The organism is Acetobacter pomorum, from assembly GCF_002738225.1.
Classification (GTDB): domain Bacteria; phylum Pseudomonadota; class Alphaproteobacteria; order Acetobacterales; family Acetobacteraceae; genus Acetobacter; species Acetobacter pomorum.
The window spans coordinates 56,567-68,838 of sequence record NZ_PEBQ01000014.1 but is presented as its reverse complement, the minus strand read 5'-3'; the positions used below and the strand labels follow the sequence as shown (position 1 = coordinate 68,838).

The following is a 12,272-nucleotide window of genomic DNA, read 5'->3' as shown; positions in this document are numbered from 1 at the left end:
TCTGTTCCGCTGCCAGCAGATACCTTACCTGGCAACAGTGAAATGCCATTGTTCCTAACTATTGGAACAAAACGATCTTACGCCAACAGAGCAAGCCTATTTTTCACCCTCCTGTCATGCCATTTTACCAATTCATGTCAATTCAGCCATACAGACGGGTATCTCCCATAAGCCCTAACAGAAAATCCATACGATATTCGAAGGAAAGAGAGAGGCTCATTGCACAACAAACAATAAAGCATTAACGCGAATAGCGGATATCATCAGCCTACGCACAAGAAAAACAGTCTTCTTTCCCGAATTTATCCAATTACTATCAAATTGGGCTGGAAAATACCGCCCACATGTGACTGGAAACTCTCACTTACTCATGTTAGCTTCTGGCTGTACTAGATTTTATCAGTGCGGAGAATTATTTTGTAAATATAAATATTTCCTCATATTCTAACGCAATGAACCATCTGGATGTAGGGTATCCGCATCGAAACTTCTGATGCATGATCCGTATTCACAGAATCCTGCAGAAGTCACTCAATCAGCCTTCTAAATCAAACTCCAAGAGAATTAGACATATGGAAAGTAATTATAACGTAGTTTTAGCCTTAAGAACACATTTTTGGGATCAATATATTGAGTATATTGCCCAAAAACTAAACGGATCAACAAGCTTATGTGATTTTGTTATTGTTGCTGATGAAACCAATTCAACATTTGACTGCGGATCTTATAATAAAGTATCACATACAAGTGACATATCTGATCTTGGAATAGAGTATTTACCTGAATTTAATCTCTGGTACAACGGTGACTATCCCCTATATGTACTAATGGATACATATAAAGATGCTGATTACTTTATTATGGTGGAAAATGATGTATTAGTAAATAAAAATATAGATCCCATTATAAAATATGTATATGAAAATAAAATTGACGTTATATTTTATGAATTTGACGGTACAAGCGGATGGGCACCGGAATGGGAACAAACATTAAAAGAATCATTTGATGTTACAAAGAAATGCTTTTTTCCTTTCCTCCTTGTATCAAGACGAGTTGTAGAACACCTCCATAAAAGAAGAAAAGATATTGCTTCCAACTACAAAAATGGGCAAATAAAAGAATTCCCTTATTGCGAAGGGTTTATTGCCTCCGCAATAAATGAAATAAAAGATTCAATAAACATTTCTAGTTTAGAAGAATTTTTCGATATTCACCACTTTACATTTACCGATCCTTATTACATTCTAGATCCGGAAGCAAATAAATTTGGTTCAATTTGCCATCCTGTAAGAGGTCATGACTTTTCATCTAGAAGATATATTAATGAAGTTTTCATCGAGAACTCTATTCTTCGAAAAGGTTTGTCTTTAATTGACCCTAATCTTTTTTATGAAAACCTTTTTGAACGTGTAAAAATGATGGGGGACCTTGATAAGATGATTCGATTTACCGATATTGCTGTACAAAATAAGTGGATACTCCGGCCAGAACCTATTAACTGGGCTTTGGGAGCAAAAGCCTGGACATCTTCTATCTCTTCTTGGTCAATACATGACACTATTGAAGCTGAAGGGGCTGCCGCTTGCGATGGGAATATTAATAAAGATTATGCCTTCCATACTTCAGAAGAACAGTCACCATCACTAACCATAGAATTAGACAGAAATATTCAATGCCGTCACATATACATATATAATCGTCTAAGTTTTAGTGAAAGAGCTGAAAAAATAAAAATTGAAACATCTATTGATAACCTTAATTGGGATGTAGTTGCTTCATATAGAGAAGGAATAGCTTTTGGTGGAAGCGATGGAAATCCTTTAATTATTACACTAGATTTTAAAGAATTAAGGTATATAAAAATTTCATTACTTGAAGAAAATATATTCCATCTTGTTCAAGTGGAAGTCTACTCTCAATGAAATGTTATATGTTTATCTTTTTGTGCACTAAATATAGATGTGGAAGATAAGATTCCGAGAATTATCGAATAACAGTCTACTTGGAGAGGGTAATTTTACAGCTACCCTCTCCCTAATTCAACGCAACAATTAACATACATATTTTCTAGGCTTTAGGCAGACTGTATCATTAAGCACATGACCGAAACGCTTCTCAGCCCCTTCAGTCTGGAACGGGATATTAAAAAAAGCCGCTTTCTTGCCAGCGCAACACCTTTAACCAGCATAGAAGAGGCCGAAGCTTTTATCAGCCGCATTGCTGCTGCGGGGCCAGATGCCACGCATCATTGCTGGGCTTGGCAATTTGGCCCACATTGCCGCTGCCATGATGCTGGAGAACCCTCTGGCACCGCAGGGCGGCCAATTTTGCAGGTTGTTGTTGCACAAAAGCTTGATCGGGTTGCCATTGTGGTGTCGCGCTGGTTTGGTGGCATCAAACTGGGGGCTGGTGGCCTTGTACGCGCTTATGCTGGCACAGCGGCAGAATGTTTGCGAGAAGCCCCTAAAGAACCGCTGATAGAGCGTATTAAACTGAGCTTTCATTGCCCGTTTTCACTTATCGGGCTTCTTCAGTCTCGTCTACCAGAATGGGGTGTGGAGGCTGACACACCAGCATTTGATGCTCTTGGTGCCCAGTTCATTCTTACGCTGCCCGAAGAATGGCGCGAAGACATCACCCAACGCATCACAGACCTGACAAATGGTCAGGCCCAGATACGCTTGGTGGAAGAAAATTAACGTGGGATAACCCAGCCGTTACCCGTAGAATCCCCAACTTGCCCGGAACCAAACGGGCCGCTGCTCTGATAGGCAGAACCGTATTTGGAAATATCAGACCCCGTGACCGAGTCACGATGCACCTTGGCCAGATGATCTGGATCCGCACCATGCTGGAAATCCATGGAAGGCGCATCCTGATACCCAGGAGGCAGATTACGATGCCCATGCACAGTCTTCTTTTCTGAAGACGGGCTCTGCTGACCATTGGAATCCAGGCTGCCGGATCCTTCAGCAAAGGAAACATTATCATCAGGCATCAGGGCCGGATCTGCATACGCCGCAGAAATACCAGCCATAAGACCAAACCCAACACATAGGCCCGAAAGCACCGTTACAAACGGTTTACGCAGCTGCGCCATTGCGCGTTACCCCGCGAAAAAATGAAAATTTACCCTGCCCGAAAAAACGTTCCAGCGGGGTTGTGCTCATGTTATATTGCACCAACATGGCAAAAAGCCAAACCAGTCCGCCATATGACCGCCACACAATAAAGGCAGCCACACGCGTTTGGCATAAAGATGAGATTTGCCTATTGGCTCGGTTTTAGACATAAAGGCTCCCCTTGGCATCCGTAAAACCGATGCAAGGCTGCTGAAACCTTTATTCAACTTCTAACCTGACCACCCTTAAACTGACAGGAATCCGCGTTATGAGTGCAACGCTCACCCAGCCCAACCCGACGTCTGCGACCTGGATGCCGGATAGCTGGCGTTCGTTTCCCGTAAAGCAGATTCCCAGTTATCCGGATCAAGCCGCGCTCAAAACGGTTGAAGACCGCCTGAGTTCCTATCCCCCGCTGGTATTTGCTGGGGAAGTACGCACCCTGCGTAACCATCTGGCACAGGCCGCAACCGGGCAGGCCTTTGTGCTGCAAGGCGGCGCCTGCGCAGAAAGCTTTGGCGAATTTAAAGCCAACATCGTGCGCGATACCTTCCGCGTGCTGTTGCAGATGGCCGTGGTTCTGACATTTGGCGCCAAGGTGCCAGTGGTTAAAATTGGCCGTATGGCAGGCCAGTTCGCCAAACCACGCTCTTCTGATACGGAAACCGTAAATGGCGTAACCCTGCCATCTTACCGGGGTGATATTATTAACGGTTCAGACTTCACGCCTGAATCCCGCATCCCCGATCCTGCACGGATGGAAACTGGCTACTTCCAGTCCACCGGTATCCAGAACCTGCTGCGTGCGTTCTCCCACGGTGGGTATGCCAACCTGCATCAGGTGCACCGCTGGAATCTGGGCTTTGTGGAGCGTTCTCCGCTTTCCAACCGCTACCGTGTGATGGCGGAACGTATTGGGGAAACGCTGGCTTTCATGCAGGCTTGCGGTCTGAACGCAGCCTCCGCCCCGCAGATTGATGAAACAGAGTTCTACACCTCTCATGAAGCGCTGCTGCTGCCATATGAGCAGGCTCTGACACGCATCGACTCGACATCTGGTGAATGGTACGACTGCTCCGCGCATTTTGTGTGGATTGGGGATCGCACCCGCCAGCCTGATGGCGCGCATGTTGAATTCCTGCGCGGTGTACGTAACCCCATCGGCATTAAGGTTGGGCCCACCACCAGCGTGGAAGACATCAAAAAGCTGACAGAAATCCTGAACCCGAAAAATGAGGCTGGGCGTATTACGCTTATCTCTCGCATGGGTGCAGATAAAATTGCAGATAAACTGCCGCCGCTTATGCGGGCCGTAAAAGCCACCGGGCAAACTGTAACGTGGCTGACAGACCCCATGCACGGCAACACCACATCCACGCAGCAGAAGATTAAAACCCGTTCCTTTGATTCTATCGTGAAGGAAGTAAAAGGGTTCTTTGCTGTCTGTGCGGCAGAAAACGTGCCTGCCGGTGGTGTGCATCTGGAAATGACAGGCCAGAACGTAACGGAATGTGTAGGTGGCGCACACTGCCTGACAGAAGAAGATCTGGGCAACCGTTATGAAACATTCTGTGACCCGCGCCTGAACGCCGAGCAGTCTCTGGAACTGGCCTTCCTGATTGCGGAAGAACTGAAAAGCGAACGCTAAGGCTTACACGCTTTTATCAACCCAACCTGAACCTTCAGGTTGATCACAGAACCGGGGGGTGGGGTTTACCTTGCTCCCCGTTGTTCCCATCATCCCTGCAGCCCCAATGGCAGAAAGAGCAGATCAGGATGACGCATTCCTCCTTCAAACCTTCAGCTGGCGTCTGTTCCGCCGGCACCGCAGCACCGCTTAGTGATGCGGAAATTCACGCGCGCACAGATTCCTACTTCAATCGCACCCGCCAGATTGTGAGCCGGTTTGGAGATTGTGAGGTAACATACGCCTTCTTTATCCGCCGTCCGGTTATTTCCGCGCCGGGGTTGATGCTGGAATGGCTTAAAAACGTTATGGCTCAGCGCCAGGCCTCCTACACGCTGGATGTGCTTCACCCTGAAGGGGAATGGGTAGGTGCTGGTGAGCCCTTAGTTTATATAACAGGCTCCTTTACGCATCTGGCTGACTTGGAAACACTGCTGCTGCAAAAACTCGGCAGCCCATGCGTTGCCGCGCATCGGGCTTATCAGATGGCGCTTTCCTTGCCGCATACCCGCTTTCTGGCCATGGATGCCCGCCACTGTGCTGGGTATGAAATGCAGGAACTGATGGCCTATGCAGCTTCAGTTGGTGGGCGTGCAGCGCAGGAAAACGGAGCTATCGGGTTTGTAGGCACCGCCAATGATGCCGTAGCACCCTTTTTTGGAAGCAAGCACGGTGCAGGCACCATGCCGCATGCTTTAATTGGGTATGCGGGCTCTACCGTACGTGCTGCCGAAATGTTTCACGCAGAATTTCCCCATACTGATCTGGTAGTACTGGTCGATTACTTTGGGCAAGAAATTACGGATGCGCTGGCTGTTTGCAACCGCTTCCCCAAACTAGCGGCAGAAGGCCGGTTGGCTGTAAGGCTGGATACACATGGCGGGCGCTTTATGCAGGGGCTGAACCCGCAAGAATCCTATGCGGTGGTCAACCGTCATGCGCCTGAAGCACTGCGCCGTTACCGTTCTGATAAAGAACTGCGTTATCTGATTGGCACAGGTGTTTCTGCCGCAGCTATCTGGAAAATGCGCGAAGAGCTGGATAACGCCGGATTCCAGCACGTTAAAATTATTGCGTCTTCCGGCTTTGGCGTAACCAAATGCGCCTGCATGGCGGATGCACACGCCCCTGTTGATGTTGTTGGCACAGGCTCCTTTATTCCTGAGCTATGGAACGAAACCTACGCCACAGCCGATATTGTCTCCTACAACGGCGTTGAACGGGTAAAAATCGGGCGGGAATTCCTTCTTCCCTCCTTCCGCAAAACCACCAAGGGCGAACAGTCATGACCGAAAAAACCGATACTGAAGACAAAACATGGAAAGTTCGCATTTTGGATCTTTCTGGCGGTGCGGAAGATAACATTGTGGAAGATGTTGGTGTTTTTCATGATCTGGCCCACGCCAACGCCTTTGCCCGCGCCTATGTGCGCGACAGTGTGGAACGCTGCCGCACCCCCGGCGCCAGCGCCAAAGATGTGCTGACAACATGGTTCAGCTTTGGTGAGGACGCCGTTGTGCTGGATGCAGGCGAAGATGGCTGGCATTCTGCCAATGAGCTGGATGATTTTACAGCCCACCGCGCAACACCAATGGAACGAGACTGGCGTGCGCTGGACCCACGCCGGCTGGTTGAAGATAATGAAGACCTGACAGACCTTTACGGCACGACAGACGATGCCGATAATGGCGGCCACCAGCACTAACACAGCATAACGCTGTGGCTGGCATTTCCTGTTCATTCGCGCCATAAGCTTCTGTCATGAAACTCCGTTTTGCTCCCAGCCCTACCGGCCTCCTGCATGTTGGCAATGCCCGTCAGGCACTTGCCAATGCCCTTTACGCCCGCCGCTACGGTGGCCAATTCCAACTTCGTATTGATGATACGGACATCGGCCGCTCCCGCGAGGAGCTGGTGGAAGCTATCCAGAAAGATCTGCACTGGATGGGCATTCAGTGGGATGAAACCTTCCGGCAGACAGAACGGCTGGACCGCTACGCTGCGGCTATTGAGAAGCTGAAGGCTTCTGGCCATCTTTACCCCTGCTTTGAAAGCGAGCAGGAACTGGCCGCCAAGCGCGAAACACAGATCCGCCAGCGCCGCGCCCCGGTTTATGACCGCGCCATGCTGAAAATGACTCCCCAACAGCGTGCACAGGCTGAAGCAAACGGCAAGGTGCCTTACTGGCGCTTCAAGCTGTCCAACACCACCGTGCGCTGGCGCGATATGGTGATGGGAGATTGCCAGGTTAAGCTGCCATCTGTGTCAGACCCCGTTTTGGTGCGTACAGATGGCACAGTGCTGTACACACTGGCCTCTGTGGTGGATGATCTGGAAACAGGCATTACCCATATTATCCGTGGGGAAGACCACGTAACCAATACTGGCGTGCAGATAGATATTGCCCAGGCCCTTGGTGCGCACCCTGATCATTTCCGTTTTGCCCATCTCCCGCTGCTGCTGGATGAAAACGGCGGCAAACTTTCCAAACGGTTTGATGCATGCTCCCTGCGCACATTCCGGCAGGATGGCGTAGAAGCAACAGCCCTTATCTCCTACCTTGCCCGTTTGGGCAGTTCGGATGATCCTGTGCTACTTCCGTTTGATGAGCAGGCCAAGATATACGATATCTCCCATATCTCCCGCTCTGCCGCACGGTTTGATACCCGCCAGCTCCTTTCCCTCAATCATAAGCTGTTGGCCCAAACACCCTATGCAGATGTGGCAGACAGATTACCCAAAGGTGCAACAGAAGCCTTTTGGCTGGCTATCCGTGGAAATATCGAACTGCTTTCAGAAGCACGCCTATGGCATAATGTCACAGATGGAGACATCATCCCCCCCGTGCAGGAAGGTGAGGATGACTTCCTGAAGGAAGCCGCCAGCCTGTTGCCCCCTGAACCGTGGGATGAAACCACGTGGAAGACATGGACAACCACTGTGCGTGAAAAAACAGGGCGTTCTGGCAAAGCCCTGTATCATCCGCTCCGTCTGGCTCTGACAGGTGAAGAACAAGGGCCTGAACTGCGGGATCTTTTGCCGTTAATTGGCCGCACCCGCGCCTTGGCCCGGCTGCAACCTTCTGCATAGAGAATAATACGCATGCCATTACACTCAGCGCTTTCCTCGTCTGCTCTTATGCTGGGCAAAGAGGATGCGCTGATTGTAGTGGATGTGCAGAATGATTTTCTACCGGGCGGTGCCCTGCCCGTGCCGCATGGCACTGCTATTCTGCCAGTTATCAATCAGTTAGCGCATCTGCCCTTTGGGTTGATTGTAACCTCGCAGGACTGGCACCCGCCTGAACATGCGTCTTTCAAAACCAATCATCACAATGGTCTGTGGCCTCCGCATTGCGTAGCCCATACGTATGGAGCGGATTTCCCCCTAGGTTTACATTTGCCGGACCATATCCAGCACGTGTTTAAAGGTACGCAGGCCCATCAGGACAGTTATTCTGCTTTTGAAGCCAGAACAAACTCCGGCCTCTTGCTGGATACAATTTTAAAGCAACATGGCGTCACGCGTGTTTTTGTCTGCGGTTTGGCATTGGAATATTGTGTAAAGGCCACAGCCATGGATGCACAAAAAGCAGGTTACAAGACTGTACTACTGACAGATGCCAGCAAAGGCCTGAAAACTAACCCGGCCCCAACGCTCATGGCATGTCAGGAAAAAGGCATTTTGCTATGTTCTGGTTTACAATTACATACACCTTCCCCAACACGCTGATTTAGATTCTACGCAAACCAGCCAGAGGTTTTCATGCGTAACAGTTTTTCCCGTCGTCGTTTTGGTCTTGGCTGTGCTGGCATGGGCGTTTCTGCACTGGCTGGTCTTCCCATTACGGCACAGGCAACATCCATTCCCGAATTGATGGAACGCGAACCGCCTATGCTGGAAACCCTTAAATGGGCCCCGCATGTGCATAAGGCCATTCAGACCGTTATCAATGCCAACGGGCAATATTCCACCACCTATAATCCACAACGCCGCCCCTATGTGGTGGTAGACTGGAACAATACAGCCATTGTGGGCGATGTGCAGGAAACACTGTTCCTTTACATGCTGGAACACTTCAGTTTTCTGATGCGTGCGGATGAATTCCGGCATCTCATCCACGTACATGCATTTGCACATCCCTTACCTGCGCCATTTATGAACATGGGCGGAAAGCCGGTTTCCTTTCCGGTGCTGGTGGATGATCTGATAGAAGATTACCGTGCGCTTGCTGCCCGTTACGGACATATGCCACATCCATTGCCTACAGATGTGCTTGCAAAAGATGTTACGCTTCAGGCTTTTCGGGCCAGGATGGCCTTTTGCCAACAGGCTGTTGCCGCATTACATGGGCCAGAAGCCGCGCAACGCTGGATGATACGGCTGGTGGCAGGGCAAACGGCAGCAGATGTTATTGCCCTTAGCCGTGCAGCAAATGAATGGTGCCTTGGGGCTTCCATTACCCAGCAAACATGGGAATGCCCGGCAGAGCGCCCTGGCAAGGCTGGCCCCGTGGCCGCCAAAGTTGTACAGGCCCTGCGACTCACACCAGAAATGGCCAATCTGTTCCAGATATTGCAAGAACACGGCATAGACCCGGTTATCTGCACCTCCGGCATGGAGGATATTACCGCACTTTTCGCCACGTCGGCAGAATATGGATACAATCTGCCGCGTGAGCATGTTTTTGGGGCACGGTTAGCCGAGCATAAAAAAATTCTGCTTTCTACCGAGGTCTCCCATTATCCCTTTCCGGCAGATGCGGGCAAAACGGCCCTTATTCACAAATATTTTGTCGCAAAACGGCAGATGCCCCCTTTAATGATTTTTGCGGGGGAAGACTGCTCGGCCCATATGCTGGAAGCTTTTCCTGAAACCAAGCTAAACTGTCTGATTAACCGCAAACAATCCGCCCCCATGCAGAAATTCCTGCAAAAAGCCGCACAATCAGCTTCAGGAACCACACCGCGCCGGTTTTATCTGCAAGGGCGTGATGAAAACACAGGGGAATGGTTGCCAGAAGAAGGCAGCATTCTGTTGGGAGAAACCAATTCCTCCCTGCCGACCTGATGATATCAGGATTTGGGCTTCCATCGGTTCAGCAACAGGGAGTTGCTAACAACCGAAACAGAGCTCATTGCCATGGCGGCCCCTGCCAGAACGGGGTCCAACTTGCCAAGGGCCGCCAAAGGCAGACCAAGAATATTGTAAATAAAGGCAAAAAACAGATTTTGCCATATTTTGGAAACCGTGGCGCGTGAAAGAGAAAGCGCATCTACCAAGGCCATCAGGTTGCTGCGCATCAGCACCACATCGGCTGTTTCCAGTGCAATATCCGCACCGGCACCTATAGCAAACCCAACATCGGCCGAGGCCAGGGCTGGGGCATCATTAATGCCATCACCCACCATGCCCACGCATTTTCCCTGCGCTTTCAGTTTACGAATTTCGGCAGCTTTGCCATCTGGCAGCACGCCAGCAATAACAGTTTTTATACCAACCTGCTGAGCCACGGCCTGAGCAACACGGGCATTATCCCCTGTTAACATCACAACATCTAAGCCCTGCTGCTGCAAAGCGGCTATGGCCGCTTGCGCTTCTGGGCGAATTTGATCTGCCAGCGCAAACCATGCCCGTACACTCTGCCCCTGTGCCACCCCCACAACCGTACGCCCCTGCTGCTGCCAGCTTTGGGTTAGTTCATCATCTATCTCACAGCCAAGCGTGCCCAGATATGCAGGAGAACCCAATGCAATGGATTGCCCCTGATATTCCGCCCCAACGCCCTGCCCCGGCACTGCCTGAAAGCCAGATATTTCTGCTGCCGTTATACCCTGTGCACGGGCATAATTGACAACAGCACGCGCCAATGGATGTTCGGACTGGCTTTCCAACGCATATGCCAGAGCAAGTGTGTTTTGTGCCGTTTCGTGCACTGTAAACCGAACATCCACAACTGCGGGCTGCCCTTGGGTTAAAGTGCCTGTTTTATCCACCACAAGGGTTGTGAGCTTGCGTGTCTGCTCCAGTGCATCTGCGTTACGGAACAAGATCCCTGCCCGTGCGCCCAACCCTGTGCCCACCATAATGGCTGTAGGCGTGGCCAACCCCAGCGAGCATGGGCAGGCAATGACCAATACTGAAATAGCGTTCACAAGGCTCTGGTCCCACACGCCTGTCAGCAGCCAGCCTGTAGCAAATGTCAGCACTGCCAGTGCCAGCACGACCGGCACAAAAACCGATGCCACTTTATCTGCCAACCGTTGCACGCTGGCTTTGCTACCCTGTGCCTGTTCCACCATGTGCACAATGCCAGCCAGAACCGTTTGCCCACCTGTTCCGGTCACCTTGGCACGCAAGGCGCCGGTCTGGTTTAGTGTGCCAGCAAACACGTTGGCTCCGGCCTGCTTGGCAACGGGCACGCTCTCCCCTGTCAGCATGGCCTCGTTCACGTCTGATTCACCGGAAAGCACCACACCATCTACCGGAACATTCTCACCGGGGCGCACCAGAAACACGTTGCCCACTTGCAGTTGTTCTACGGGCTCATCTGTTATCTGCCCGGCTCGTTCAACATGTGCCGTTCTGGGCTGAAGCCGCAACAGGCTTTCCATCCCAGCTCCGGCCCGCGCCTTGGCGCGAGCCTCCAGCAAACGCCCTAGCAACACCAGCGTAATCACCAATGCGCTGGCCTCAAAATAAACCGGCTGATCCAGCCCGAACAGCACCACAACCGCGCTGAAGCCATAGGCAATACTGGTGCCCAAAACCACCAGCACATCCATGGTGGCTGCACCACTACGCAATGCGTGCCATGCACCGGCATAAAAGGAACGGCCACACCAAAACTGCACCACAGTGGCCAGAATAAGCTGCACCGATAGCGGCAACATAACCGCATGGTGTGCTCCCACCATCATGCCCACCATTTCCAACAGAAATGGCAGGCTTAGAATTGCTGCCAACACAAAACCCGCAAGAGCTACACGCCATTCCTTCTGACGCTGGTACTTGGCCTCTTCCGCTGTTTTTTGTTGAAAGACACTTGCGCCATATCCGGCTTTTTCCACCGCAGCTATAAGCGCCGGGGCATCCACCACACCGGGCACGAAAGTTACGTGTGCGCGTTCTGTGGCCAGATTGACGTTTGCATGCACGGATGGCAGGGCATTCAGCACCTTTTCCACCCGTCCGGCACAACCTGCGCAGGAAAGCCCTGTTAGCGCCAGATCCACGCTGGATGTCTGTGCCCCAAAGCCAGCCTTGGCAACTGCACCAAGCACATCTGCAACAGTGCTTGTGCCTGCAACCAGATCAACCTGCGCTTTGGATGTTGCAAAATTGACCGAGGCCTGCACGCCCTCTAGCCTGTTGAGCACCTTTTCCAACCGGGCAGCACATGCGGCGCAGGACATCCCTTCCACCGGGAAACTTATTGTCTGGCTCATTCACCCTACTCC

General features: G+C 50.9%; 10 protein-coding genes. 8 read left to right on the top strand and 2 right to left on the bottom strand.

Annotated features, from left to right (window positions below; translation table 11 throughout):
* Positions 1-572: 572 nt before the first annotated feature.
* Complete coding sequence (locus CSR02_RS01750) at positions 573-1,925, top strand: discoidin domain-containing protein (protein WP_167384071.1); 1,353 nt, start codon at positions 573-575, stop codon at positions 1,923-1,925.
* Between the two features lie 177 nt (positions 1,926-2,102).
* The gene (locus CSR02_RS01745; RefSeq protein WP_099540357.1) at positions 2,103-2,702 is read left to right on the top strand and encodes an IMPACT family protein; all 600 of its coding nucleotides are present in this window, start codon (positions 2,103-2,105) and stop codon (positions 2,700-2,702) included.
* On the opposite strand, the gene CSR02_RS01740 is transcribed toward CSR02_RS01745, so the two are convergent.
* Positions 2,699-3,103 (bottom strand): hypothetical protein, encoded by a 405-nt coding sequence (locus CSR02_RS01740; RefSeq protein WP_042787754.1) that lies wholly within the window; start codon positions 3,101-3,103, stop codon positions 2,699-2,701. The two genes, CSR02_RS01745 and CSR02_RS01740, sit on opposite strands and share 4 nt — an antisense overlap.
* 290 nt (positions 3,104-3,393) lie before the next feature.
* On the opposite strand from CSR02_RS01740, the gene CSR02_RS01735 reads away from it, so the two are divergent.
* From CSR02_RS01735 to CSR02_RS01710, 6 genes are all read left to right on the top strand, one after another.
* Positions 3,394-4,773, top strand: coding sequence for a class II 3-deoxy-7-phosphoheptulonate synthase (locus CSR02_RS01735; RefSeq protein WP_099540356.1), 1,380 nt, complete (start codon positions 3,394-3,396; stop codon positions 4,771-4,773).
* Between the two features lie 80 nt (positions 4,774-4,853).
* A complete protein-coding gene (locus CSR02_RS01730) occupies positions 4,854-6,101 on the top strand; it encodes a nicotinate phosphoribosyltransferase (RefSeq protein WP_099540355.1) in 1,248 nt (415 codons plus the stop codon).
* Positions 6,098-6,517 carry a hypothetical protein gene (locus tag CSR02_RS01725; protein ID WP_042787758.1) on the top strand — a complete coding sequence of 140 codons (420 nt, stop codon included), beginning with the start codon at positions 6,098-6,100 and terminating at the stop codon, positions 6,515-6,517. Before CSR02_RS01730 ends, CSR02_RS01725 begins: the two co-directional genes overlap by 4 nt.
* A 56-nt stretch (positions 6,518-6,573) precedes the next feature.
* A complete protein-coding gene (gltX, locus tag CSR02_RS01720) occupies positions 6,574-7,902 on the top strand; it encodes a glutamate--tRNA ligase (protein WP_099540354.1) in 1,329 nt (442 codons plus the stop codon).
* 12 nt (positions 7,903-7,914) lie between these two features.
* The gene (locus CSR02_RS01715; protein ID WP_099540353.1) at positions 7,915-8,544 is read left to right on the top strand and encodes a nicotinamidase; all 630 of its coding nucleotides are present in this window, start codon (positions 7,915-7,917) and stop codon (positions 8,542-8,544) included.
* Positions 8,545-8,577: 33 nt separating this feature from the next.
* Positions 8,578-9,882, top strand: coding sequence for a lipoprotein pyruvate-formate lyase (locus CSR02_RS01710; RefSeq protein ID WP_099540352.1), 1,305 nt, complete (start codon positions 8,578-8,580; stop codon positions 9,880-9,882).
* A 5-nt stretch (positions 9,883-9,887) separates the two neighbouring features.
* Here CSR02_RS01710 and CSR02_RS01705 read toward each other — a convergent pair whose 3' ends face one another.
* Positions 9,888-12,260, bottom strand: coding sequence for a heavy metal translocating P-type ATPase (locus CSR02_RS01705; RefSeq protein WP_099540351.1), 2,373 nt, complete (start codon positions 12,258-12,260; stop codon positions 9,888-9,890).
* Positions 12,261-12,272 lie beyond the last annotated feature (12 nt).

What these genes read in the sequence shown, in the direction of transcription:
- CSR02_RS01750 (WP_167384071.1), top strand. Translation starts at nt 573, where the DNA reads ATGGAAAGTAATTATAACGTAGTTTTAGCCTTAAGAACACATTTTTGG.
- CSR02_RS01745 (WP_099540357.1), top strand. Translation starts at nt 2,103, where the DNA reads ATGACCGAAACGCTTCTCAGCCCCTTCAGTCTGGAACGGGATATTAAA.
- CSR02_RS01710 (WP_099540352.1), top strand. Translation starts at nt 8,578, where the DNA reads ATGCGTAACAGTTTTTCCCGTCGTCGTTTTGGTCTTGGCTGTGCTGGC.
- CSR02_RS01735 (WP_099540356.1), top strand. Translation starts at nt 3,394, where the DNA reads ATGAGTGCAACGCTCACCCAGCCCAACCCGACGTCTGCGACCTGGATG.
- CSR02_RS01715 (WP_099540353.1), top strand. Translation starts at nt 7,915, where the DNA reads ATGCCATTACACTCAGCGCTTTCCTCGTCTGCTCTTATGCTGGGCAAA.
- gltX (WP_099540354.1), top strand. Translation starts at nt 6,574, where the DNA reads ATGAAACTCCGTTTTGCTCCCAGCCCTACCGGCCTCCTGCATGTTGGC.
- CSR02_RS01740 (WP_042787754.1), bottom strand. Translation starts at nt 3,103, where the DNA reads ATGGCGCAGCTGCGTAAACCGTTTGTAACGGTGCTTTCGGGCCTATGT.
- CSR02_RS01705 (WP_099540351.1), bottom strand. Translation starts at nt 12,260, where the DNA reads ATGAGCCAGACAATAAGTTTCCCGGTGGAAGGGATGTCCTGCGCCGCA.
- CSR02_RS01725 (WP_042787758.1), top strand. Translation starts at nt 6,098, where the DNA reads ATGACCGAAAAAACCGATACTGAAGACAAAACATGGAAAGTTCGCATT.